The following is a 23,754-nucleotide window of genomic DNA, read 5'->3' as shown; positions in this document are numbered from 1 at the left end:
GCGATCTAGGGGTGGTCGAGGTTTTGGGCGGGAGGGGGGTGGCTGATCGCGATCGTCGCGGTGGGGGTGGTCACCGGGCGACCGGCGGGCGCCGCGGAGCCGGCGCCGGCTCCGCTGCCCGTCGAGGCGGACCTCGCGGCCGCCCGGTGACCTCGTCGGCGGCGGTGCGCGCAGGGGTCGTGCAGGCGGCCCGGGCTGGCACGATCCCACGCGTGCGCACCGCCGCCGGGCGCCCCCGGCTCGAGGACCGCAGGCGCCCGGGCGACACCGCCCGCGACGAGGTCCTCGACGCCGCGGGCGAGCTGTTCACCACCCGCGGGTACGCGGCCACCTCGACCCGACAGGTCGCCGAGGCCGTCGGGATCCGGCAGGCCTCGCTGTACCACTACTTCCGGACCAAGGACGACATCCTGGAGGCGCTGCTCAGCGGCACGGTGACCCGGCCGTTGGCCGCGTGCGCCCGGCTGGACCGGCTGCCGCTCCCGGCGGACGTCCGGCTGCACGCGCTCACGCTGCTCGACGCCCGGCAGCTGTGGGAGGGCGCGTGGAACCTGGGCATCCTGTACCTCCTGCCCGAGGTCCGAACCGATCGCTTCGCCCGCTTCCACCAGCAGCGCGACCTGCTGCGGCGGCGGTACCGGGAGCTCTCCCGCGCGGTGGTCGCCGACCTGCCGCCACCGGCCGCCGACGTCCTGCCGGCCGACCCGGAGGACGACCTCGTCTTCCGGCTGACCGAGACCCTGCCCGCGCTGCGCGCCGACGGCCTCGGGGCTCCCGACCAGCCGCTGCGCACCGCGGACCAGGGCCTGCACGTGCTGGGCTGGCGGGGCGACTGGGCACTCCTGCGCACGGCCTCCGCCACCGCGGCCGCCGGCGTCACGGATGGACCGGCCTGACGACGACCGCCTGCTCGGGGGCGCCTCGCGGAGCTTCGTCGCTGGGTCTCCAACCCGCCCGCTGGGACGCCCCGGACCTGGTCTCGGTCCTCGAGGAGCACGGCGGCGCGCGACGGTGCGGTCTGTTCGACACGGGCTCGCTCGCTCGCACGACGGGCCACCGTCGGCAGCGCCGGCTCAACAGGGGGGGGCTGCCGTGCACCGCACCGGTCTGGAGGCGCTCGCGCAGGACTGATGCCGCCGCGGTGAGAACGACGGCCGTCACGGCCGCCACTCCTCGCGGTAGTCCGCGTGCCCGGCGTAGAGCGACGCCAGCAGGCGGAGCACCTGCAGGTCCACCCGGCCGTCCTCGGAGCCGCGGTGCGGAGAGCCCGGCACGGTGTCCGTGGCCCGCGGCGAGCAGAGCTCGACCAGCCGGCGCTTGACCTCGATGGAGGTCCGCACCCGGGCGGGGTCGGACTGCGCTGCGGCGAACACCGCGCCGATGCCCTCCCGCACCCCGGGGTCGAGGTCGTCCGCGTCGGCGGTGGCGGTCGCCTTGGCCGACAGTCGGCCGAGGTCCTCCGCGGCGCGCTCCTCCTCGGCGATGCGGGCCAGGAGGAAGCCGACGAGGTCGCTCATGCGCTCATCCTGTCGACGTCATCGAGCTGGGGGCGATCCCTCCCGACAGTCGGGAGCCGGGTGTACGCCAGGTCACGTTCCGTCCGGGCCGTGTCCCTCGTCCTCGGGCCGCACTCGGGACGGCGGGGGGTCGGTGCGCTCGAGGCGCTGTCGGATCGCCGCGACGTTGAGCGCGAGGTCCTCGAGTGCCTCGACGGCGCGCGTCGCGAGGGCGAAGGTGAGGTTCTCGCGCTGCTCCCCGGGGCTGGGCTCGCGGTGGCCCTGGAGGACCTCGGAGCGCTCGCGCGGACGACGCGTGGCCTCGGCCCACGGCTCGTCGTCGCCACGCGGATCGCCGAAGAGCTCGCGCAGCATCCGCTGCGCCAGCTCGAGGAACTCACCCGGGTCGGGCCGGTTGTTCGCCATCCCTCGCCCCTCTCAGCTCGTGCGAGCACGCCGCGCGGACCGGCGGAGCGCCGTCCGCGACGGCGCGACCAACGTACGACCCACCGGCCCCCCGGGGTAGCCGCTGACGTCGGGCGACCTCAGGAGCTCGTGAGGACGACCAGGCGCTGGGTCGCGCGGGTCATCGCCACGTAGCGGTCGACCGCGCCCTCGATGCCGGTGCCGAACGCCTCCGGGTCCACGAGGACGACGAGGTCGAACTCCAGGCCCTTCGCCAGCGCCGGGGTCAGCGACCGGACGCGGGAGGTCGCCGCGAACGTGGGGTCGCCGATGACGCAGGCGGTCCCCTCGGCGTGCTCGGCGAGCCACGCGTCGAGGATCGAGCCGAGCTCCGAGGCGGACCCGTGCCGGACGGGGACGCCGCTCTGGCGGACGGAGGTCGGCACGTTCGCGTCCGGGAGGACGGCGCGGATGACCGGCTCGGCCTCCGCCATCACCTCCGCCGGCGTGCGGTAGTTGATCGTCAGCGACGCCACGGCGATCCGGTCCAGCCCCACCCGCTCGAGCCGCTCCTCCCACGACTCGGCGAAGCCGTGCCGGGCCTGGGCGCGGTCGCCGACGACGGTGAAGCTGCGGGACGGGCAGCGCAGCAGCAGCATCTGCCACTCCGCGTCGGTCAGCTCCTGCGCCTCGTCGACGACGACGTGCGCGAACGGCCCGGCCAGCCGGTCCGGCTCGGCGGCGGGCAGCGCGGCCTCGTCGACCAGGGCGTCGCGGAGGTCCTGGTGGCGCAGGCTGGTCATCAGCAGCAGCTCGGAGTCGTCAGCGGCGATCAGCTCGTCGATGACGCCGGCCATGCGCTCGCGCTCGGCGGCGACGACGACCTCCTGGCGGCGCCGGCGCCGGGACGCCTCCGGGTCGCCGAGCCGCTGCCGGGCGGCGTCCAGCAGCGGCAGGTCCGACACCGTCCACGCGGAGGCATCGGTGCGCTGCAGCGTCCGGACGTCGTCGGGACCCAGCCACGGCCCGCACCTGCGCAGGTACGCCGGCACCGACCACAGGTCGCCGACGACGTCGGTCGCCTCGAGCAGCGGCCACGCGCGGTGGAACGCCGCGACCAGCTCCCGGTCCTGCAGCAGCGTCTTGCGGAGCAGGTCGGCCGGGACGTCGTCCTCGTCGTGCGCGTCCGCCACGATCGCGAGCAGGGCCTCCCAGACCTGGTCGCGCGCCTCGTTGTGCGGAGTGCCGGGGTCCCGTGCGTCGAAGGCCTCGGCCCAGTCGTCGGCGTCCAGCCGGACGTCGGACCACGGGGTCGTCACGGTCATCGGCCTCGTGGGCGGCTCCTCGTAGAAGCGGACGGCCGCCTCCACCGCGTCGACCATGCGCGCGTCCGCCTTCAGCCGGGCCACCTCCGGATCGGGCTCGACCCCGGCCGCGGCGCCCTCGGGGACGAGGTCGCGCAGGGTGCAGGTCTGCACGCCCTCCTCGCCGAGGCTGGGCAGGACGTCGGACACGTAGGCCAGGTAGGGCTGGTGCGGGCCGACGAACAGCACCCCGCCGCGGGAGGAGCCGAGGCGGGGGTCGGCGTAGAGCAGGTAGGCGGAGCGGTGCAGCGCGACGACGGTCTTGCCCGTCCCCGGGCCGCCGTCGACGACGAGAGCGCCGTGCGACCCCGCGCGGATGATCGCGTCCTGGTCGGCCTGGATGGTCCCGAGCACGTCGCGCATGCGGGGCGACCGGCTGCTGCCCAGGCTGGCGATGAACGCGGACTGGTCGTCGAGCGAGACGGCGTGCCCCGCGAACCCGTCCGCGGCGAACACCTCGTCCCAGTAGTCGGTGATCCGGCCGCGGGTCCACCGGTACCGGCGGCGGGCGGCCAGGCCCATCGGCCGGGCGTGGGTGGCGCCGAAGAACGGCTCGGCCGCCGGCGAGCGCCAGTCGACGAGCAGCCGACGGCCGGCGCTGTCGGTGAGGCCGACCCGGCCGACGTACACCGGGTCGGTGCCGTCGGCGGGGTCCATGCGGCCGAGGCACAGGTCCAGCCCGAAGCGGCGCAGGGTGCGCAGCCGGGCGGTCAGCCGGTGCACCTCCAGGTCCCGGTCCAGCGCCTCCTGTCCCGTGCCGCCGGGGGCGCGGCGCTCGGCGTCCAGGCGGTGGGACAGGTCGGCGATCGTCTGCGCGAGGCTGTCGGCGACGGCGGCGAAGTGCGCCTCGTCGCCGGCGACGAGGGCGGGGTCGGCCTTGGCGGTGAGGTGGTCGGGGAGGTCGAAGGCGCTGGTGGTCAGCGGGGTCACGTCATCAGCTCCGATCCGGGCTCGCGCCTGTTTCCGCAGGTCACGGCCTCGGCCGGAGAGTGTGCGGCACCCCCGGGGCCTTGCCACAAGCCCCCGGGGGAGCTATACGTTGAGAGTGGCGGGGAGAGGGGACCCCTCCGGCCGGTCACCCGGTGAGCGCCGCGCAGCCCTGATCGAGGCTCCCGCTCGTCGCCCGCCTGCTGCTGATCCCCAGGTCACGCAGGATCGCGTCACCACGTCCTGCCCCGCGACGTCCTGCCCGCCGCGGAGGTAGACCACGACGCCCGGCTCGACACCGGAGCACCTCCGGTGCCGGGGCCGGCCGACCAGCGACCGGCCCCGGCACCGGGGTCAGCGCAGGTCGAACCGGTCGTTGTCCATGACACGGACCCACGCGGTCACGAAGTCACGCACGAACTTCTCCTGCGCGTCGCTCTGCGCGTAGACCTCCGAGATGGCCCGCAGTTGCGAGTGCGCCCCGAAGACCAGGTCGACGGCCGTCGCCGTCCACCGGACCTCGCCGGTGGCGCGGTCGCGGCCCTCGTACACGTTCTCCTCCGCGCCCTGCTTCCACTCCGTGGAGATGTCGAGCAGGTTGACGAAGAAGTCGTTGGTCAGCGTCCCCGGCCGGTCGGTGAAGACCCCGTGCCGGTTGCCACCGTGGTTGGCGCCCAGCACGCGCAGGCCGCCGGTCAGGACCGTCGCCTCCGGCGCGGTCAGGTCCAGCATGTAGGCGCGGTCGAGCCACCGGACCTCCGGCGGCAGCTTCTCGCCGGGCCGCGCGTAGTTGCGGAACCCGTCGGCGGTCCGCTCGAGCACCCGGAACGAGTCGACGTCGGTCTGCTCCTGCGTGGCGTCGGTCCGTCCCGGCGAGAACGGCACCGAGACGGCGACCCCGGCGTCCGCCGCCGCCTTCTCCACGGCCGCCGAGCCGGCCAGGACGATCAGGTCGGCCAGCGAGATCCGGGTGTTGCCGCTCTGCGCGGAGTTGAACTCCTGCTGGACCTGCTCGAGGACCGGGAGCACCTTGGCCAGCAGGGCCGGGTCGTTGGCCTCCCAGTTCCGCTGCGGCTCCAGCCGGATCCGCGCCCCGTTGGCCCCGCCGCGCATGTCGGTGGTGCGGTAGCTCGCGGCCGACGACCACGCGACCGAGACCAGGTCGGAGACCGACAGGCCCGAGTCGAGGACCCTGGCCTTGAGGTCGGCGATCTCCGCCTCGCCGACCAGGTCGTGGTCGACGGCCGGGACCGGGTCCTGCCACAGCTGCGGCTCGGGCACCCACGGGCCGAGGTACCGGGAGATCGGGCCCATGTCGCGGTGCAGCAGCTTGAACCAGGCCCGCGCGAAGGCGTCGGCGAACTCGTCGGGGTTCTCCAGGAACCGCCGTCCGATCTGCTCGTAGACCGGGTCGAACCGCAGCGCGAGGTCCGTCGTCAGCATCGTCGGCCTGCGCGTCTCCCGCCCCGTCTCCGGGTCCGGGATGACGTTGCCGACGTTCGTGGCGACCCACTGCTTGGCGCCGGCCGGGCTCTCGGTGAGCTCCCACTCGTAGCCGAACAGGTTCGCCAGGAACCAGTTGCTCCAGCGGGTGGGGGTCTGGCTCCAGGTGACCTCGAGCCCGCTGGTGATGGTGTCCCGGCCCTTGCCGCTGCCGAAGCGGTTCTCCCACCCGAGGCCCTGGGCCTCCAGCGGCGCACCCTCCGGCTCGGGGCCGACGTACTCCTCGGCGGGGGCGGCGCCGTGGGTCTTGCCGAACGTGTGGCCGCCGGCGATGAGCGCGAAGGTCTCCTCGTCGTTCATCGCCATCCGGCCGAAGGTCTCGCGGATGTCCCGGGCGGCGGCCAGCGGGTCGGGGTTGCCGTTGGGCCCCTCCGGGTTGACGTAGATCAGGCCCATCTGCACGGCGCCGAGCGGTCCGGAGAGCTCCCGGTCGCCGCTGTAGCGCTCGTCGCCGAGCCAGGCGTCCTCCGGGCCCCAGAAGACCTCCTCGGGCTCCCAGATGTCGGGCCGGCCGAAGCCGAAGCCGAAGGTCGTGAAGCCCATCGACTCCAGGGCGACGTTGCCGGCGAGGACCAGCAGGTCGGCCCAGGAGAGCTTCTGGCCGTACTTCTGCTTGATCGGCCACAGCAGCCGGCGGGCCTTGTCGAGGTTGGCGTTGTCCGGCCAGCTGTTGAGCGGGGCGAAGCGCTGCGCGCCCTGCCCGCCGCCGCCGCGGCCGTCCTCGATCCGGTAGGTGCCGGCGGCGTGCCAGCTCATCCGGATGAACAGCCCGCCGTAGTGGCCGTGGTCGGCCGGCCACCAGTCCTGCGAGTCGGTCATCAGCGCCACCAGGTCGCTCTTGAGCGCCTCGACGTCGAGGCCCTGGAAGGCCTGCTTGTAGTCGAAGCCGGCGTCGAGCGGGTTGGACCGGGACGAGTGGTGGTGCAGCACCGACAGGTCCAGCTGGTTGGGCCACCAGTCCCGGTTGGTCCTCGGCCGGTGTGCCGCCGGCTCGGGGGAGGGCATCCCCGGGTTCTCGCTCTCGCTCACGCTCGTGGTGCGGTTGCTCGGTTCGGTCACGTCGGGCCCTCCTCGTCCTCTGTTCTCCTCGGGCTGCCGGTCGGCGGGACGGCGGGCGTCTCTCCGACGGCGATCAGGTGCGCCACCGGGCGGGGCGTCGAGGGGCGCCGATCACCCGGCAGCCGCAGCACAGGCGGGACAGCGGCCCCACCAGATGACCTCGGCCTCGTCGATCTCGTAGCCCGTCCCGTCGGAAGCGGTCAGGCAGGGGCTGTCGCCGACGGCGCAGTCGACGTCGACGATCGCGCCGCACGACCGGCAGACCAGGTGGTGGTGGTTGTCCCCGACCCGGGCCTCGTAGCGGGCCACGGAGCCCATCGGCTGGATGCGCCGCACCAGCCCCGCGTCGGTCAGCGCGCCGAGGACGTCGTAGACGGCCTGGTGGGAGACCTCGCCGGATCTCTGCCGCGCGAGGCCGATGAGCGTGTCGGTGTCGGCGTGCGGATGAGCGTGCACCGCGGCCAGCACCGCCATCCGGGGCCTGGTCACCCGCAGGGAGGCCCCGCGAAGCATGCGCTCGAAGTCCGAAGTCGTCGGCACGCGCCGAGTCTGGCCCGGCCTCTGGAACAGCTCAAGCAAGTCGAGGGCGACCTGGCGTCCGGGCCGGACGCTTTCGCGCTCTCCCGCTCCGCCGTGCTCGGCCGGAGCGGGAGAGCGCGGTCGTCAGCGGACGGGGGCGGTGTTGATCCCGGGGAGGACCATGTGCCCGGCGTCCACGGGGATGGTCACGCCGGTGACCTCGGCGGCGAGGCCGGCCAGGACGACGTCGGCCGGTTCAGAGCTGGCCGCCGGCGTCCACCACGTGGGTGGTGCCGGTGACGTAGCGGCCGTCGTCGGAGACCAGGTAGAGGACGGCGTTGGAGATGTCGACCGCCTCGAGCGCCGGCACCGGCAGCGCGTTGAGGGTGAGCGCCGCCTCCTCGAAATCCGCCCGGGTCGGGTCCTCCAGGTCGGGACGGAAGAGCCGATATGTGGGCTCGTTGAGGATCATGTCCGTGGCCACCGTCGTCGGGTGGACGGTGTTCACCCGGATGCCGTGCGGTGCGAGCTCCTTGGCCATCACCTTCGCCAGCATCACCAGACCGGCCTTGGCCGCCGAGTAGTGCGCGGTGTTCGGGTTGGCGTAGATGGCCGCCAGCGAGCTCGTGATGACGACCGACCCGCCGCGTCCGCCGGCGACGACGTGCGGCACGGCGGCCCGGACGGTCTTCCACACGCCGGTGAGGTTGACGTCGATCATGGTCTGCCACGTCTCCTCGTCCATCTCCAGCGTGGGAGCGGGCGTGGAGATGCCGGCGTTGGCCAGCACGATGTCGAGCCGGCCGAGCTCGGCGACGCCGTCCTCGACCGCCTTCGTCAGCCCGGTGAGGTCGCGGACGTCGACCTCGGTCGCGATGATCCGCCGGTCGAGGGCCTCGACCTGGCGGACGGTCTCGGCCAGGTCGTCCGGGGTGGCGGTGGGGTAGGGCACCGTCTCGACCTGCTTGCAGACGTCGACGGCGATGATGTCGGCGCCCTCCTGGGCGAGGCGTACCGCGTGGCTGCGGCCCTGGCCGCGCGCCGCCCCGGTGATGAAGGCGACCTTGCCCTCGACCCGTCCCATGTGTGGTCCCCTCTCTCGCTCGCCGGCCCTGGTGGCCGGCTATGACGTGCGTCGCACGTTATGGCACTCGGTGTCACAAGGGGAAGGGGCGATCTCAGGACGGGTCGGGCAGGCTGCGGGGGTGACTTCGCGGGAGAGCGTGCCGTCGGGTGACCGGGGCGGGCGGCCGCCGGTCACGAGCGCCCACGAGCTCGCGGCGGTCGCCCAGCGGCTGTTCGTGGCCCGGGGCTTCGACGAGACCAGCGTCGACGACATCGCCGCGCAGGCCGGGATCAGTCGCCGGACCTTCTTCCGCTACTTCCCGACGAAGGCCGACGTGCTCTTCGTCGAGATCCCGCGGGAGATCGACCGGCTGCGGAGCGGCCTGGCCGGAGCGGCTCCCGGTGAGCCCTACCGCGCGGTGGTCCGGCGGGCGGTGGTCGACGCCCTGAGCTTCCCGGCGGGGGAACGGGAGTGGGCGTTGCACCGGGCGCAGCTGTTCACCACCGTCCCGGCGGTGCAGGCGCACGCCGTGCGGGTCTGGGCGCAGTGGCGGCAGCTCGCCGTCGACCACGCCCGCACCCTCGGCTCCCCGGACCCCCTCTTCCCGCTGGCCGTCGGGCACGCCGTCCTCGCCGCCACGCTCGCCGCGCACGAGCACTGGGTGAGCGCGCCCGACGAGGACCTCGGTCGCGTCCTGGCCGGCATGCTCGACCTGCTGCTCCCGCCCGAGCCGACGGCTTCCTGATCGGCCGGCCGGGGGCCGCCTTGTCTCTGTCACCCGGTGTCATTACCGTCCCGGTGTGATGCGGGTCGCAGGCGGGGGGCGGCCGCGATCGGCCCCGAGCAGTCCGCCCCCGCCGCCGTCGTCCGCGGGTCTGACCGACCGCGCGGTGCGTCCACACCGAGGGGAGAACCGCCGTGCCGGGACGGGTCGAGGGCAAGGTCGCCTTCATCACCGGAGCAGCTCGCAGCCAGGGGAGGAGTCACGCGGTCCGGCTGGCCCAGGAGGGCGCCGACATCGTCGCCGTGGACCTCTGCGGGCCCGTCGAGAGCATCGCGATGTACCCGCCGGCCACCGAGGACGACCTCGCCGAGACCGTCCGCCAGGTGGAGGCGCTGGACCGCCGGATCGTGGCCACGAAGGCCGACGTCCGCGACCCCGCGGCGCTGAGGGCGGCACTGGACGACGGGGTCGCCCAGCTCGGGCGGCTGGACGCGGTGCTGGCCAACGCCGGCGTGTTCGAGATCCAGCCGGCGCTGGACATCACCGACGACGCCTGGCGCGAGATGATCGACATCAACCTGACCGGCGTCTGGAACACCTGCAAGGTCGCCCTGCCGCACCTGGTCGACGGCGGGAACGGCGGCGCGATCGTCATCACCAGCTCCACCGCCGGGCTCAAGGGCGTCCCGAACACCATCCACTACACGGCGGCCAAGCACGGCGTCGTGGGCATCATGCGCACGCTGGCCAACGAGTTCGCCCCGCACCGGATCCGGGTCAACACCGTCCACCCCACCGGGGTCGACACCGTCATGATCCAGAACCCGAAGACCTGGGGGCTGTTCGACCCCGAGCAGCCGAACCCGAGCCGGGAGACGGCGGCGCCGGTCTTCGAGTCGACCAACGCGCTCCCGGTGCCGTGGGTGGACCCGGTCGACATCTCCAACGCCGTCCTGTTCCTGGTCTCCGACGAGGCGCGCTACATCACCGGCGTGACCCTCCCCGTGGACGCCGGGTTCACCGTCAAGTGAGTCCGCGCGCCGGCGGTCGGCCCGGCCGGCCCGCGCCCTCCCCGACCGAGGAGTCCGCCCTGAGACCGTCCGCCGACCCCGATCCCCGGCCCGTCGACGACGCGGTCGTCACCGGCTCCCGGGTGACCTCCGAGCCGGGGGCCTCCGTCCGGGAGGTCCGCCGGCGGGTGGCCCGCCACCTGGTCGGCCGCGACCGCGAGATCGACCTGCTGCTGGCCGCGGTCGCCGCCGGGCGGGACGTGCTGCTGGAGGGGCCGCCGGGGACGTCGAAGTCGACGCTGCTGCGCTCGATCACCGCCGAGTGGGGCGTGCCCCTGGTCTTCGTCGAGGGCAACGCCGACCTGACGCCGACCCGGCTGGTCGGCCACCACGACCCGGCGCGGGTGCTGCGCGAGGACTACACGCCGGAGAACTTCGTCGCCGGCCCGCTGGTCGAGGCCATGCGCTCGGGCGGGTTCCTCTACGTCGAGGAGTTCAACCGCGCTCCCGAGGACACCCTCAACACGCTGCTCACCGCGATGGCCGAGCGCCGGATCGCCGTCCCCCGGGTCGGCACGGTGCAGGCGCTGCCCACCTTCCGGGTCGTGGCCTCGATGAACCCCTACGACACCATCGGCACGACCCGGCTGTCCACCTCGGTGCACGACCGGCTGGTGCGCCTGGCGATCGGCTACCAGGACGCCGAGGCCGAGCGCGGCATCGTCGGCCGCCGCACCGGCGTGGAGTCGCCCCGGCTGGTCGCCGACGCCGTGGCGCTCACCCGCGCCACCCGGGAGCGGGACGACGTCCGCCAGGGCAGCAGCGTCCGCGGCGCGATCGACCTGGCCCTCGTCGCGGCCCAGTTGGCCGCGATGCGGGAGGTCCCGCTGCCCGACGAGCCCTCGGTCGAGCCGCCGCGCGGGCTGCCCGAGGCGTACACCGACGTCGTCCTGGACGCGCTGCTGCTGGCGCTGTCCGGGCGGGTCTTCCTCGACGAGACGGTGGAGACGACGCCGGAGGCGGTGCTCCGCGAGATCTGGACCGACCACTTCGTGCTCGCGCCCGCGGCGGCCCGGCCGGGTTGAAGGACGGTCGACGCCGACTCTCCGGTCACTCGCCGGCGCAACGCGACGGGCGCGCCGCGGGGCCTCCGGCCGCTGCGCCGCAGGCCCAAGCAGCTGACCGAGGCGCCCTCGCTCTACCGGCCGGCACCCGGCGGAGCCGGCCTGGCGCTCACCTCCGGGGACCGACGGCGCGCTCCGGCGGCCCAGCGCCCCGGCGGCAGCACTCCGGGGACGACCGACGAGCCGGCCGAGCTCATCCCGCTGGCGGACCTGGCCACCGACGGCGCCGCCGACCAGGAGACCCGCCGCCGGGCCCGCGCCATCGCCCGGCGGCTGTCCGTGCCGCGCCCGCCGCGGGACCGCCGCCCCCGCCGCGGCGTGGGGGAACTGGTCAGCCTGCCGTGGAGCGGGGGCTCCGACGACCTCGACCTGGAGCGGACGCTCGAGGCGCTGGCCGGCCGGCCGTTCCCCGAGGAGGGGGACGTCGTCGTCCGCGAGCGGGTGCGCCAGCGCCGCTCGGTGGTGCTCGTCGTCGACGTCTCGGGCTCCATGCGGGGCGAGCGCGTGCGCACCGCGGCGGCCGCGGTGGGGGCCCTCGCCGGCGAGCTGGCCCGCGACCGGCTCGCCGTCGTCGCCTTCTGGTCCGACGCCGCGGTCCTGGTCCGGCTGGGGGAGCAGGTCGCCCCGCTCGCCGTCCTGGACCTGCTCCTCCGGGTGCCCGCGCAGGGGCTGACCAACGTGACCTTCGCGCTGGAGACCGCGGCCCGGCAGTTGGCCGGCGTCCCCGCCCGCGACGCCCGGGTGCTGCTGCTCAGCGACTGCGTGCACAACGCCGGCCCCGACCCCCGGCTGACCGCCGCCCGCCTCCCTCGTCTCGACGTGCTGCTGGACGTCTCCGGCGAGCAGGACGTCGAGCTGGGCCGCGACCTCGCCCGGCTGGGCCGCGGCCGGGCGCGGCTGGTCCGCGACCACCGCGACGTGGCCGTCGCGCTCGGCGCCGTCTTCGCCGAGTGACGGTGCCCGCCGCGGGTCACCGCCCAGGGGGCGGCGCGGGTTCCTCCACCCGGTCCCAGCTGTGGTGGCTGAACACGACCTTGTGGATGCCGTCGTAGACGACGAGGTGCCCCGTGGCGGTGAAGCTGAAGCGAGCGTCATCGCCGTAGCGGATGACCTCACCGTCGGATCGGTAGAGATCGAAGCTCACGCGGGAGAGCCTGGCACGGCGGCAGCCGGGTTGCCGGTCCGGCGCGGTCGTCCCGGCGACCGGTACGGAGCGTGAGCCCGGCGGCACGGACACGGCAACCGGACTCGGCTCGACGCCGTCCCGGCGAGAAAGTCGCGCGCGCCTCCACCGCTCGCCATATCCCCCGTGACGCAATGGCGCGATGAGTCAGGACGAGGCTCCCCCCTACGGCTTGTGGGGGGTGCCGCCGAGGGCGGCGGCCGAGTGGCGCGTGCTGATCCGGTCACTCGCCGTGGCCCGCACCGTGGCGTGCGAGACCGGCGACCCGGCCGCCTGGTGGCCGGAGGCCCGCGAGGCGAACGCTCCCCCCGCGCGCGGAGCGCTCGAGGCCTGCCGGCGGTGCCCGGCGGCCAGGCCCTGCCTCGACTACGCCCTCGCCGCCGACGAGCGGTTCGGCATCTGGGGTGGCACCACCCCGGCCGACCGGCGGGCGATGCGGTGGAGGGCGGCGGAGCCGTGACCGGGCGGTGCCCGGCCCGTCGGTGCAGCCCAAGGTGCGGCACGTGGCAGCGTGACCCCCCGGACACGTCGACGGGACGGGAACGCAGCGGGGGTGCCGGGGGTGGGCAGCAGGGACGTCGCCGTGGAGCGGCCACCGGACCTGGGGCCGCGGCTGCTGGTCCCGCTCTGCCTCGGGGCGGTGCTGAACCCGGTCAACTCCACGATGATCGCGACCGCCCTGTCGCCGATCGGGCGGGAGTTCGCAGTGGGGGCCGCGGCGACGGCCTGGCTGATCTCCGCCATGTACCTGGCCAGCGCCATCGGGCAGCCGGTCGCCGGCCGGCTCGCCGACCAGTTCGGCCCGCGGCGGGTGTTCCTCGCCGGCGGGGTGCTGGTCGCCGTCGCCGGCCTGGTCGGTGCGCTCGGGCCGACCTTCGGGTGGATCGTGGCCGCCCGTGCCGTCGTCGGGGTCGGCACCGGCGCCCTCTACCCGGCCGCCGTCGCCATGGTCCGCGAGCAGGCCGACCGGGCAGGGGTGGCCGTCCCGGCGCGGGCCCTCGGCCTGCTCAACACCACCGGCCTGGTGACCCTCGCGGTCGGCCCCCCGCTGGGCGGCGTGCTGGTCGACACGGTGGGGTGGCGCGCGGTGTTCGCCGTCAACGTGCCCCTCGGACTGCTCGTGACGGCGTTGGCGCTGTGGCTCCTGCCGCGGTCCCGCCCGCGGGAGCGGGAGGTCGCCGCCTGGCGGCTGCTGGACCTGCCCGGCGTGCTGCTGTTCAGCGGCGCGGTGACGCTGCTGCTCCTCGTGCTCACCGGCGTGCCGCACCCCCGCTGGTACGTCGTCGCGGCGCTCGTGGCCTGCCTGGTCCTGTTCGTGGTGGCCGAGCGGCGGTCCCGGGTCCCCTTCCTCGACGTCCGGATGCTGGGCCGCAACCTGCCGCTGCTCGCGACGTACCTGCGGGTGGTCCTGACGTTCCTCGTCGTCTACGGCGTGCTCTTCGGGCTGACCCCGTGGCTGCAGGAGCGCCGGGGGCTGTCGGCCAGCGCGGCCGGCCTCGTGCTCCTGGGCATGTCTGCCGTCGGGGCGGTCGTGTCCCTGGCCGCGGCGCGCGGCGCGCGCCCGCTGTGGCCGCTGCTCGTCGCCGCCGCGGGCCTGCTGGTCGGGAGCATCGCGGTGACCGGCCTGACCCCGGCCACCCCGATCGCGGTCCTGGCCGGCGTGGCCGCGGTCTACGGCCTGCCCAACGGCATGGGGTTCGTCGCCAACCAGGTCATGGTCTACCGACTGGCGCCCGCGGAGCAGGTGGGCGCGGCCACCGGGCTCTCCCGCACCGCGCAGTACACCGGCGCCATGCTGGCCACGAGCGCCACCGGCGTCGCCTACGCCTCCGGGGTGGGGGACGCCGGCCTGCACGCGCTGGGCTGGCTCTTCACCGCGACCGGCGCCGTGCTGCTCGCCGTCACGCTCGCCGACCGGGCGCTGCGCACCCGCGCCGAGGTCAGCTGAAGACCGTGCCGCCGTCCACGACCAGGGTCTGGCCGGTGATGAACCCGCTGCTGCGCGAGCACAGGAAGGAGATCGCCGGGCAGAGGTCGTCGGCCTCCATGCGACGGGGGACCGCCCGCCGCCCGGCCGCGACCGCCAGGTAGTCGTCGTCGTTGAGCGAGCGCGTGGCCTCGGTCTCGACCAGGCCCGGGGCGATCGCGTTGACGGTGATGCCGTCGGCGCCGACCTCGCGGGCCACGCTGCGGGTGAGGGCGATGACCGCGCCCTTCGAGGCGGTGTAGTGCGCGAAGTACGGCACGCCCATGTGCACCGTGGACGAGGCGATGTTGACCACCCGGCCGTGGCCCTGCTCCTTCATGGCGGGGTGGACCGCCCGCATGCCCAGCCACACGCCGCGGGTGTTGACCGCCATCACCCGGTCCCACTCGTCGACGCCGATCTCGGTGAACGGGCGCTTGGCCCCGAGCCCCTGGTAGATCGCCGCGTTGTTGACCAGCGCGTCGACCCGGCCGTGCCGGTCCAGCGTCGTCGCCACGAGCCGCTCCCAGGAGCCCTCGTCGCTCACGTCGGCGTGCACGTGGGTGACCCCCTCGGCGTCCCACCCCGCGTCGGCGACGTCGGCTGCGACGACGAGCGCCCCCTCGCCGGCCAGGTGCCGGCTCACGGCCTCGCCGATGCCGTGCGCGGCGCCGGTGACGAGGACGACCGTCCCCGGCTCGACGCTGCCGTGCCCGTTCCCCTGCACGTTCTCCTCCGTCGCTCTCAGTCCTGCGGGAGCAGGGTGTCGAGGTCCGCCTGTCCCTCGAGGATCCCGTAGCGGACGCCGACCTCGGACATGTACTCGAAGGACCCCCGCTCGAGCTCCTCCGGCCAGCCGGCCAGCGTGATCGCGCCGGCCAGGTCCGGGCTGAGCTCGGTGAAGCTGCCCAGGATCCCGCGGGCCGCGTCGGGGTTCTCGGTGGCGTACGCGAAGGACTCCTGCAGTCCCTCCACGAAGGCGTCCACCAGCTCGGGGTCGGACTGCGCGGTCTCCGACGTCGTGAAGTAGGCGCCGATGAGCAGCGGGTCCTCCTGCGCCTCGGCGAAGACGTTCGACAAGCAGCGCGCGCCCTGCTGGAGCGCGATCGTCTTGAACGGCTCCACCGCCGTCGCGGCGTCGACCTGACCGCTGGCCACCGCCTGCGGGACGTCCGGGTGCGCGATCTCCAGGAACTCGATCGTCGAGGAGTCGGCGCCGGCACGGTCCACCACGTCGCGGATGACCGCGACGTTGATGTTGTTCAGGGTGTTCGTGCTGACCCGCTTCCCGGCCAGCTCGGCGACGGACTGCAGCGGGCTGCCCGCCGGCACGAGCACGCAGCCGAAGTCGTCGGCGGGGTCCCCGGTGGAGGAGTTCCCCGGTGCGACGACCTGGATCGGCAGGCCCGCCTCCTGCGCCACCAGCAGCGACAGGGTGTTGCTGAAGGCGAAGTCCTGCTCCCCGCTCACCACGGCGGGGACCAGCGCCGCGCCGCCCTGGCCGGTCACGACCTCGACGTCCAGCCCGCGCTCGGAGAAGAAGCCCTCCTCGACGCCGAGGTAGAGCGGGGCGACGTCGGCGATGGGGACGACGCCGACGGTCACGGGTCGGGGCGCGTCGCTCGACCCGGCGCCTGCCTGCTCGCCGTCCCCACCCCCGCCGCAGGCGGCGAGCAGCAGCACCGAGCAGGACAGGACGGCGGTCAGGCGCGGGCGGGGCATGGAGGGCCTCTCGACGATGAGGAGATCGCTGGACGGTGTGGCGGTGACGGCGGGTGCGCTCAGGCGGGGGCCGCAGCCGCGGGCGTGGACGGGCCGGGGGTCCGGGCCCGGACGGCCGGGACGACCTCGTCGCGGAACAGCCGCACCGAGGAGAGCACCGTCTCGACGTCGAGGGAGCCCCACGCGAAGGCGCCGGCGAGGTAGTTGATCTCCCCGACCGTCACCGCCTCGGTGACCTGGGCGGCCACGGTCTCGGGTGACCCGACGAACAGCTTGCGCTCGGCCACCAGGCGGTCGAAGTCGACCGGGCCCGTGAAGCGCTCGCTGCCGTGCAGCCGCCACAGGTGGGTGAAGCTCTCGTAGTGGGCGTCGAACGCCGGCCGGGCGAGAGCTGCGGCCTCCTCGTCGGTCGGGGCGACGAAGACGTGCCGCAGCATGCCGAAGCGCGGCGTCCGGCCCGGGAGGCTGTAGCGGACCCCGCCGCGCTCCGCGGACTCCCGGAAGTGCGTGAAGAACACCCGGCTCTGCTCGCGCACCACCTCCAGCGGCGGGGAGGCGAAGCCGAACCCGAACAGGACGTTGTAGCCCTCGTCGCCCAGCCGTGGGATCGAGGCGGCGTTCGACGTCGGGTACCACAGCGGCGGGTGCGGGCGCTGGAACACGGGCACGTGCAGCGGGACCTCCTCGCCGGCCGGTCCCTCGGCCCCCGGACGCCGGAACCGGCCGGTCTCCATCGCCTCGACGATGGCCGGGAACAGCTCCTCGAAGCGCTCGGCGGTGTCCGGCGGGGTCAGGCCGTACATGGCCGCCTCGATGGGGGAGGAGCCCTTGCCCACCCCGACGTCCAGCCGGCCGTGGCTGAGCTGGTCGAGCATGCAGATCTCCTGCACCAACCGGAGCGGGTCGTACAGGGGGACGATGAAGGTGGTCGGCGCCAGCCGGATGCGCCCGGTCACCCGGGCGGCCGCGGCGATGAACACCGACGGGGACGGCGCGAGCCCCAGCGGCGTGCCGTGGTGCTCGGCGATGTGGTACGTGGAGAACCCGCTCCGGTCGGCCTCGGTGAGCACCCGCAGCCGGGCGTCGTAGACATCGGCGGCCGTCATCCCGGGGTGCGCGTCGATCCAGTCGAACAGACCGAACTCGAGGTCGTGCGGGACGGCGTGCTCGGCCGGCTGTGCGGGCATCCGCTCTCCTGGGGTCCGATGGCGTGGGGCACGTCGAGCGGCGGGTCGGACGCCGCGGCCCGAGTCTAGGGAGCGCCGGCGGCCGACCCCGCCGGAACGGCCCACGACGAGAGCAGGTCGGCGCTGGGCACGACCGGCCCGATGGTGGCGGCGAACTCGGCGCAGGCGGTGGCCTGGGGGACCACCCCCACGGTCGCCGTCGCGTCGCCCACGAGCACCGCCCGGTGCCCCCGGGAGACCGCGTCGACGCCGGTCGCCCGGACGCACACGTCCGAGGTGAGCCCGGCCAGCACCAGCGTCGGGCGGGCCAGCGCGCTCAGGACCAGGTCCAGCGGGGTGAAGGCGAACGCGGAGTACCGGTGCTTGACGAAGGTGAAGTCCCCGTCGGCGACCAGGTCCCCGTACGGCTCGGCGCCCCAGGTCCCCGCGGCGACGATGGGGTCGGTCTCGGGCTCGATGGTCGTGCCGCCCTGCCCCCGGCGGCGCCACCCCGGGGTGTCGGTCCACCGCGAGTGCTGGGTGTGCACGTGCAGGACGGGGACGCCGGCGGCGCGGGCCACCGGCAGCAGCGCGCCGATCCGCTCCACGGCGGCGAGCGCCGACGCGCAGTCGACCCCGCGCCGCCCGAGCGTCCCCTCCGGGTGGCAGTAGTCGTTCTGGACGTCGACGACGAGGACGACGGCCTCGTCCGGGGGGATCGGTGCTGGGTGCATGTCGGTTCTCCGCTGTGCCAGGAGGACGGTCGTCGGGCAGCGTAGGGCCTGGCGGCGGGGGTCGCCGCCCGACTGCCCAGCGGCCCGCGGATCCTCCGATGGACAGGAAACCTGTGGATCTGCGAGGGTGGCCTGCATCACACGACCGGTGCCGGGCGTCGTCCGGCAGGAGTGGGGGTGCACGTGCACAGGTGGGGGACCCGACTGGCGGTGGTCGCAGGGACCGTCGCGCTCGTCGGTGGCGGAGCGTCGGTCACGGCGGCGAACGCCGCGCCGGCGCAGCAGCCGGACGTGCCGCCCGGGGAGTACCGCGGCGACCTGGACAGTGGCGCCCACTGGCTGGCCCACGTGCCGGCGGAGTGGAACGGGACCGTCGTCCTGTTCGCCCACGGCTTCGGGCCCCTGGTGGCCGAGGACGCCCCGGACGACGCGACCCGCGACGAGCTGCTGGCCCAGGGGTACGCCCTGGTGGGCTCGTCGTACTCGGGGACGTCGATGTGGGCGCTGGAGTCCGCCGTCGACGACCAGTTCGCCGCCCTGGACGCCTTCGAGGACCTGCTCGGGGTCGAGCCGGAGCGCACCATCGCCTTCGGCCGGTCGATGGGCGGCCTGGTGAGCGCCCGCCAGGCGGAGGACCCGCGAGGGCAGATCGACGGCGTCCTGACCACGTGCGGGCTGGTCGCCGGTGCGCTCAACCTCAACGACTACCAGCTCGACGGGGTCTACGCCCTGTCCCGCCTGCTGGCTCCCGAGGCGGACATCCCGCTGGTCCGGTACGAGAGCCCGGAGCAGGCGACCCGGGCGGCGGCGGGCCTCATCGCGGCGGTCACCGCGGCGCAGCAGACGCCGGAGGGCCGTGCGCGGATCGCGCTGGCGTCGGCGTACCTCAACATGGCGACCTGGTCCACCGCGGAGACCCCGCCGGCCCCGCGCGACTACGCGGCCCAGCAGGAGCAGCAGTTCGACGCCCTGGTCGCCGGCGGCGGTCTCGAGCGGTACGTGACCGGCCGGCAGCAGATCGAGCTGGCGGCCGGCGGCAACAGCGCCGCCAACGTCGGCGTCGACTACCGCGTGCTGCTCGACAGCAGCCCGCACGCCCGCCAGGTCCGGGCGCTCTACCGGGAGGCGGGGCTCGACCTGGACGCCGACCTGGCGACGCTGACCAGCGAGGCGGACGTCGAGGCCGACCCCGGGGCGGTGGCCGACCTGGCCGGTTCGTCGATGGTCACCGGCGAGCTGGGGGTCCCGGAGCTGGCCATCCACACCGTCGCCGACGAGCTCGTGCCGGTGGAGCACGAGGACTGGTACGCCGACCAGGTGCGCCGGGCCGGTGCCAACCGGTTGCTGCGCCAGGCCTACGTCGACGGCCCCGGGCACTGCGAGTTCCAGCCGGCCGAGCAGGTGGCCGCGCTGCACGCCCTCGAGCAACGGCTCGACACCGGCCGCTGGGGCGACGTGGCGACGCCGGCCCGGCTGAACGCCGCGGCCGACGCGCTCGACCTCGGAACGGCCGCGCGGTTCACGCGGTTCGAGCCCTCCCGGCTCGTCGGCGGCCTCGGCGAGCCCGGACGACGGGACCGGTAGGACCCGTCCGGGGAGGTGCCGGCCGGTGACCCGGCCGGCACCTCCTCAGCGGGACGGCTGGGTGTCCAGGGCGGCCCGGCAGAGCGCGACGTAGCAGCGCAGGTCCTCGGCCTGGGCCGGGGTCAGTGGCGCGACCATCCGCGACTCGACGCGGGTCACGTCGTCCCGGAAGCGATCGAGCAGCTCCTGCCCCTGCGGGGTGAGCCGGAGGACCCGGCGCCGCCGGTCGACCGGGTCGGGGATCCGCGACAACAGGCCGCGGTCCTCCAGGACGGCGACCATGTCTGCGGCGCTCTGGTCGGTGACGAACGAGTTCCGCGCCAGCTCCGCGGTGCTCAGGTCCGCGTGCCGCTCCAGCACGGTCAGCGCGGTGTACTGCAGCGGCGTGATGGCCGCCGGGCGGAGGACCTCGTCCAGCCGGGCGCGCACCGCCTGCTCCAGCTGCTTGACCAGGTACAGCGTGGACGGCCGCGACTCGCGGGCCTCGACCGGGCGGGCAGGCGTGGACACCCCGTCATCTTGTCCCAGGGGCCGCGCCTGGAGGCCCGCACGACACCGGGCCCGCGGCCCCCTGATGAGGGGAGCCGCGGGCCCGGCCGTCCGCAGTGGGGCTGTCAGGAGGGCTTGACCGCCAGCACCGGCCGGTCGGCGTCCAGCAGGATCCGCTGCTCGGTGCTGCCCATGAGCAGCTTCCCGACGGGGGAGCGGCGGCGCAGCCCGATCACGATCACCGACGCGTCGGCCTCGTCGGCCACCCGGACCACCTCGTCGGACAGGTCGCCGCTGTGCGCCGACTGGCGGAGGTCGAGGGCGACCCCCGCCGCCCGCGCCCGGTCGGTCAGGTCGGCCACCAGCTCGGGCGGGGCGACGTCGGCGCTCACCGGGGCGCCGCTGCGGGGGGAGTTGAGGACGATCAGGTCCTCGCCGCGGCGCCGGGCCTCGGCCAGGCCGGCGGCGAAGGCGGCCTGGCCTTCGGCGGTCGGCAGGAATCCGACGAGGACGGTCACACGAGCTCCTTGGTGTCGGTGGTGTCGGCGGCGCGCCGGCGGTGGCGGAGGGCCTGGACGGCGGGGAGGAGGGCCACCAGCAGGAAGAGCACGAACAGCGTCCCCGAGATCGGCCGGGTGAAGAAGCCGGTCGGGTCGCCCTCGAAGATCAGCAGCGACCGCCGCAGCGACTCCTCCAGCAGCGAGCCGAGGACGAAGGCGAGCACCAGCGGGCCGGGGTCGAAGCCGAGCTTCTTCATCAGGTAGCCCACGGCGCCGAAGGCGATGACCAGCACGATGTCGAAGACGTTGTTGCGGACCGTGTAGACGCCGACCAGCGTGATGAGCACGGTGATCGGCGCCAGCACCGTGGCCCGCACCCGCAGGATCCGCACGAAGACGCCGACCAGCGGGATGCTCATGATCAGCAACAGGATGTTGCCGATGTACATGGAGTTGACCACGCCCCAGAAGAGGTCGGGGTCCTCGCTCACCAGCTGCGGGCCGGGGGTCACCCCCTGGATGAGCAGAGCGCCGAAGATGACCGCCATGGTCGCGTTGGCCGGGATGCCCAGCGTCAGCAGCGGGATGAACGACGACGTCGCGGCCGCGTTGTTCGCCGTCTCCGGGGCGGCGACCCCCTCGACCGCGCCCTGCCCGAACCGCTCGGGCGTCTTCGAGCGCCGCTTCTCCAGCGCGTAGGCGGCCAGCGAGGACAGCGTCGCGCCACCGCCGGGCAGGATGCCGAGCAGGAAGCCGAGCACCGAGCCGCGGCCGATCGCGCCGGAGGACTGGCGCAGGTCCTTCCGCGAGGGCCACACGTTGGCGACCTTCGCCGGCGCCTGGACGGCGCGGTGCCGCTCCTCGAGGTTGTAGAGGATCTCGCCGAGCCCGAACAGACCCATGGCGATCGGCACGAAGTCCAGGCCGTCGGCGAGGTCGAGGCTGCCGAAGGTGAACCGCTCGGCGCCGGTGAAGCCGTCACGGCCGACGGTGGCCAGGAGCAGCCCCACCGCGGCGGCGATGACCGCCTTGAGCCGGTCGCCGCCGCTGACCGTCGAGACCAGCAGGATGCCCAGCAGTGCCAGGGCCGTGTACTCCGGCGGGCCGAAGTCGAGGGCGAACCCGGCGACCACCGGCGCGACGATCGACAGGGCGATGATGGACACCGTCCCGCCGACGAACGAGCCGATCGCGGCGATGCCGAGCGCGGTGCCGGCCTTGCCCTGCCGCGCCAGCGCGTGGCCGTCGAAGACGGTCACCACCGACGATGCCTCCCCGGGCAGCCGGAGCAGCACCGAGGTGATGGTCCCGCCGTACTGGGCGCCGTAGAAGATGCCGGCCAGCATGATGATCGCGGTGACCGGCTCGATGCCGAAGGTCAGCGGCAACAGGATGGCGATGGTCGCCGCCGGGCCGAGGCCGGGCAGCACGCCGATGAGCATGCCGATGACGACGCCGAGCAGGCAGTACAGCAGGTTGGTGGGCTCGAGGACGACGGAGAAGCCGTCGAGCACGGGGGAGAGGTCCACGGCTGCCTCCTAGAACAGGTGCGGGATCGGGACCGAGAGGGCGGCGACGAAGAGCAGGTAGAACCCGACGACGACGGCCAGACTCGTGATGACGGAGAGGCGCCAGCTCTCGTGTCCGAGGAAGCGCAGCCACACGAACACCAGCAGTGCGGCCGGGATCTCGAAGCCGATGACGCTGATGAGCGCGACGAAGACCAGCATCGAGGCCAGCCCGAGCAGCACGAGCCAGCTGGCGCGGGTGAAGCGCTCGGCGTCGTGCGTGCGGCGGGCGAGGGGAACCAGCGCCAGGCCGAGGACGACGAGCACTCCGCCGATCAGCAGCGGCCACATCCCCGCCGCCGGGGTCGCCGCGCTGCCGACGTCCAGGCTCAGGGCACCGGCGACGGTCGCGGCCCCGAGGGCCACCACCGCCGCCGCGACGACGAGGTTGGTGACCGGGCCGGCCGGCGGCGGCCGGTCCTCGTCCTCGATCTCGTGCAGCGCGTCCTCGAGCTCGTGCACGGTCTCGGCCACCCCGTGGTGCTCGGGCCCGTGGCGTTTGCGCCCGTGGTGCTCGGGCCCGTGGTGCCCGTGGGAGGGCGGGCCCCCGGCGGCGGCAGTGCCGCCGGGGACCGCCGGGCCGTTGCCCTGGGCCGAGCTCACTGCCCGCCGCCGAGGTCGATGGCGTACTCCTCGACCAGGGACCGGTAGTTCTCCAGGTTCTCGGTCCACTGCTGCTGCAGCTCCTCGCCGCCGACCTCGTTGGGCGTGAGCAGCCGCTCCTCGTTGAAGTTCTGGTACTCCTCGCTGGCGAAGGCGGCCTGGAAGGCCTCCTCCAGCTGCGTGACGACCTCGTCCGGGGTGCCCTGGGGCGCGGCGATGGCCCGCGACTGCTGCACTGGCACGTCGTAGCCGGCCTCGACGGCGGTCGGGGTGTCCGGCAGGTACTGCGGGCGCTCCTCGGCGAAGGTCACGATCGGCACCAGCTCACCGGCCTCGATCTGCGCGGCGGCCTCGCCCAGCTGCACCGAGCCGACGTCGACCTGGCCGCCGAGCACCGCGGTCAGGGTGGGGGAGCCGCCGTCGAACGGGACGGCGGTGGCCTCGATGCCGGTCTGGGCGAACAGCAGCTCCTGCGACAGCTGGCTGCCGGTGCCCACGCCCGTGGTCCCGAAGGTGATCGGCCGGCCGGCGTTGACGATGTCGTCGATGGTCGTGAAGCCGGTCTGCGGGCTGGTGACGAGCACGTAGTCGTCCTGGGAGATGCCCGTGACGACGGTGTAGTCGTTGATGTCGACCGCCTCGTCCTCGCTCACCGCCAGCGGGGTGATGTAAGCGAGGCTGCCGACGAAGGTCATCAGCGTCTGGCCGTCGGCCTCGGCGCCGGCCAGCTCCTGGGCGGCCACCGCGCCGTTGGCGCCGGGCCGGTTCTCGACGGTGATCGGGACGCCGAGCTCCTCGGACGCCTGGTCGGCCAGGGCCCGGGCGATGAGGTCGGTGCTGCCGCCGGCGTCCTGGCCGACCAGCAGGGTGATGGGGCCGTCGGGGAAGGACGCGGCGGCGTCCGCGCTGTCCCCGCCGCCCAGGTTGCCGCCGCAGGCGGCCAGCGAGAGGGCGGTCGCGAGACCGAGCCCGGCGGTCAGGCCGCGGCGGATCCGGGAGGTGCTGGTCATGTCGCGCTCCTGTGCGAAGGGGGTTGTCTCGG

At 74.5% G+C, this 23,754-nt stretch carries 24 protein-coding genes; 8 read left to right on the top strand and 16 right to left on the bottom strand.

Translation table 11 applies throughout. The annotated features are described in order from the left end of the window. The first annotated feature begins 212 nt into the window (after positions 1–212). Positions 213–896: a TetR/AcrR family transcriptional regulator gene (locus ACI79D_RS16260; RefSeq protein WP_456919480.1), complete on the top strand. Its 684-nt coding sequence runs from the start codon at positions 213–215 to the stop codon at positions 894–896. Between the two features lie 261 nt (positions 897–1,157). Here ACI79D_RS16260 and ACI79D_RS16255 read toward each other — a convergent pair whose 3' ends face one another. From ACI79D_RS16255 to ACI79D_RS16230, 6 genes are all read right to left on the bottom strand, one after another. Next, a complete protein-coding gene (locus ACI79D_RS16255; protein ID WP_456919479.1) occupies positions 1,158–1,517 on the bottom strand; it encodes a DUF6221 family protein in 360 nt (119 codons plus the stop codon). Positions 1,518–1,589: 72 nt separating this feature from the next. Further along, on the bottom strand, positions 1,590–1,922 hold the full coding sequence (locus ACI79D_RS16250; protein ID WP_456919478.1) for a hypothetical protein: 333 nt from the start codon (positions 1,920–1,922) through the stop codon (positions 1,590–1,592). A gap of 119 nt (positions 1,923–2,041) precedes the next feature. Next, positions 2,042–4,195 carry an RNA polymerase recycling motor ATPase HelR gene (gene helR, locus ACI79D_RS16245; protein ID WP_456919477.1) on the bottom strand — a complete coding sequence of 718 codons (2,154 nt, stop codon included), beginning with the start codon at positions 4,193–4,195 and terminating at the stop codon, positions 2,042–2,044. A 351-nt stretch (positions 4,196–4,546) separates the two neighbouring features. Next, complete coding sequence (katG, locus tag ACI79D_RS16240; RefSeq protein ID WP_456919476.1) at positions 4,547–6,754, bottom strand: catalase/peroxidase HPI; 2,208 nt, start codon at positions 6,752–6,754, stop codon at positions 4,547–4,549. Positions 6,755–6,865: 111 nt separating this feature from the next. Beyond that, a complete protein-coding gene (locus ACI79D_RS16235) occupies positions 6,866–7,294 on the bottom strand; it encodes a Fur family transcriptional regulator (RefSeq protein WP_456919475.1) in 429 nt (142 codons plus the stop codon). Between the two features lie 235 nt (positions 7,295–7,529). After that, entirely contained in the window at positions 7,530–8,357 is an 828-nt protein-coding gene (locus tag ACI79D_RS16230; RefSeq protein ID WP_456919474.1) for a mycofactocin-coupled SDR family oxidoreductase, read from the bottom strand. A gap of 121 nt (positions 8,358–8,478) precedes the next feature. On the opposite strand from ACI79D_RS16230, the gene ACI79D_RS16225 reads away from it, so the two are divergent. From ACI79D_RS16225 to ACI79D_RS16210, 4 genes are all read left to right on the top strand, one after another. Beyond that, on the top strand, positions 8,479–9,084 hold the full coding sequence (locus ACI79D_RS16225; protein ID WP_456919473.1) for an acyl-CoA-like ligand-binding transcription factor: 606 nt from the start codon (positions 8,479–8,481) through the stop codon (positions 9,082–9,084). A 173-nt stretch (positions 9,085–9,257) separates the two neighbouring features. Continuing rightward, positions 9,258–10,094, top strand: a complete 837-nt coding sequence (locus ACI79D_RS16220; RefSeq protein WP_456919472.1) for a mycofactocin-coupled SDR family oxidoreductase — start codon at positions 9,258–9,260, stop codon at positions 10,092–10,094. A gap of 122 nt (positions 10,095–10,216) precedes the next feature. Next, positions 10,217–11,158 (top strand): AAA family ATPase, encoded by a 942-nt coding sequence (locus ACI79D_RS16215; RefSeq protein WP_456919471.1) that lies wholly within the window; start codon positions 10,217–10,219, stop codon positions 11,156–11,158. A gap of 318 nt (positions 11,159–11,476) precedes the next feature. Then, positions 11,477–12,151, top strand: a complete 675-nt coding sequence (locus ACI79D_RS16210; RefSeq protein WP_456919470.1) for a vWA domain-containing protein — start codon at positions 11,477–11,479, stop codon at positions 12,149–12,151. Positions 12,152–12,167: 16 nt separating this feature from the next. Here the strand turns inward: ACI79D_RS16210 and ACI79D_RS16205 are convergent, their stop codons facing one another. Next, positions 12,168–12,341: a hypothetical protein gene (locus tag ACI79D_RS16205; protein WP_456919469.1), complete on the bottom strand. Its 174-nt coding sequence runs from the start codon at positions 12,339–12,341 to the stop codon at positions 12,168–12,170. A gap of 181 nt (positions 12,342–12,522) precedes the next feature. On the opposite strand from ACI79D_RS16205, the gene ACI79D_RS16200 reads away from it, so the two are divergent. Then, a complete protein-coding gene (locus ACI79D_RS16200) occupies positions 12,523–12,840 on the top strand; it encodes a WhiB family transcriptional regulator (RefSeq protein WP_456919468.1) in 318 nt (105 codons plus the stop codon). A gap of 102 nt (positions 12,841–12,942) precedes the next feature. Continuing rightward, complete coding sequence (locus tag ACI79D_RS16195; protein WP_456919467.1) at positions 12,943–14,328, top strand: MFS transporter; 1,386 nt, start codon at positions 12,943–12,945, stop codon at positions 14,326–14,328. On the opposite strand, the gene ACI79D_RS16190 is transcribed toward ACI79D_RS16195, so the two are convergent. The 4 genes from ACI79D_RS16190 to ACI79D_RS16175 all read right to left on the bottom strand — a co-directional run bounded on the left by ACI79D_RS16190 (position 14,321) and on the right by ACI79D_RS16175 (position 17,968). After that, a complete protein-coding gene (locus tag ACI79D_RS16190) occupies positions 14,321–15,073 on the bottom strand; it encodes an SDR family NAD(P)-dependent oxidoreductase (protein ID WP_456919466.1) in 753 nt (250 codons plus the stop codon). The genes ACI79D_RS16195 and ACI79D_RS16190 overlap by 8 nt on opposite strands. A gap of 17 nt (positions 15,074–15,090) precedes the next feature. Then, positions 15,091–16,068 carry an ABC transporter substrate-binding protein gene (locus ACI79D_RS16185; RefSeq protein WP_456919465.1) on the bottom strand — a complete coding sequence of 326 codons (978 nt, stop codon included), beginning with the start codon at positions 16,066–16,068 and terminating at the stop codon, positions 15,091–15,093. Positions 16,069–16,127: 59 nt separating this feature from the next. Continuing rightward, positions 16,128–17,255, bottom strand: coding sequence for an LLM class flavin-dependent oxidoreductase (locus ACI79D_RS16180; protein WP_456919464.1), 1,128 nt, complete (start codon positions 17,253–17,255; stop codon positions 16,128–16,130). 65 nt (positions 17,256–17,320) lie between these two features. Beyond that, positions 17,321–17,968, bottom strand: a complete 648-nt coding sequence (locus ACI79D_RS16175) for a cysteine hydrolase family protein (protein WP_456919463.1) — start codon at positions 17,966–17,968, stop codon at positions 17,321–17,323. A 183-nt stretch (positions 17,969–18,151) separates the two neighbouring features. On the opposite strand from ACI79D_RS16175, the gene ACI79D_RS16170 reads away from it, so the two are divergent. Beyond that, the gene (locus ACI79D_RS16170) at positions 18,152–19,552 is read left to right on the top strand and encodes a hypothetical protein (protein ID WP_456919462.1); all 1,401 of its coding nucleotides are present in this window, start codon (positions 18,152–18,154) and stop codon (positions 19,550–19,552) included. 45 nt (positions 19,553–19,597) lie between these two features. On the opposite strand, the gene ACI79D_RS16165 is transcribed toward ACI79D_RS16170, so the two are convergent. The 5 genes from ACI79D_RS16165 to ACI79D_RS16145 all read right to left on the bottom strand — a co-directional run bounded on the left by ACI79D_RS16165 (position 19,598) and on the right by ACI79D_RS16145 (position 23,722). Then, positions 19,598–20,062, bottom strand: a complete 465-nt coding sequence (locus tag ACI79D_RS16165) for a MarR family winged helix-turn-helix transcriptional regulator (protein ID WP_456919461.1) — start codon at positions 20,060–20,062, stop codon at positions 19,598–19,600. Between the two features lie 104 nt (positions 20,063–20,166). Beyond that, positions 20,167–20,559 carry a universal stress protein gene (locus ACI79D_RS16160; protein ID WP_456919460.1) on the bottom strand — a complete coding sequence of 131 codons (393 nt, stop codon included), beginning with the start codon at positions 20,557–20,559 and terminating at the stop codon, positions 20,167–20,169. Then, positions 20,556–22,070 (bottom strand): tripartite tricarboxylate transporter permease, encoded by a 1,515-nt coding sequence (locus ACI79D_RS16155; protein ID WP_456919459.1) that lies wholly within the window; start codon positions 22,068–22,070, stop codon positions 20,556–20,558. The genes ACI79D_RS16160 and ACI79D_RS16155 overlap by 4 nt, the downstream gene beginning before the upstream one ends. 9 nt (positions 22,071–22,079) lie before the next feature. Beyond that, the gene (locus tag ACI79D_RS16150; RefSeq protein ID WP_456919458.1) at positions 22,080–22,583 is read right to left on the bottom strand and encodes a tripartite tricarboxylate transporter TctB family protein; all 504 of its coding nucleotides are present in this window, start codon (positions 22,581–22,583) and stop codon (positions 22,080–22,082) included. Between the two features lie 125 nt (positions 22,584–22,708). Beyond that, the gene (locus ACI79D_RS16145) at positions 22,709–23,722 is read right to left on the bottom strand and encodes a tripartite tricarboxylate transporter substrate binding protein (RefSeq protein WP_456919457.1); all 1,014 of its coding nucleotides are present in this window, start codon (positions 23,720–23,722) and stop codon (positions 22,709–22,711) included. Positions 23,723–23,754: the final 32 nt, after the last annotated feature.

The sequence above is a fragment of the Geodermatophilus sp. SYSU D00708 genome, assembly GCF_054050115.1.
The sequence above is the reverse complement of the archived record's forward strand: the minus strand, read 5'-3'. Positions and strand labels throughout refer to the sequence as shown.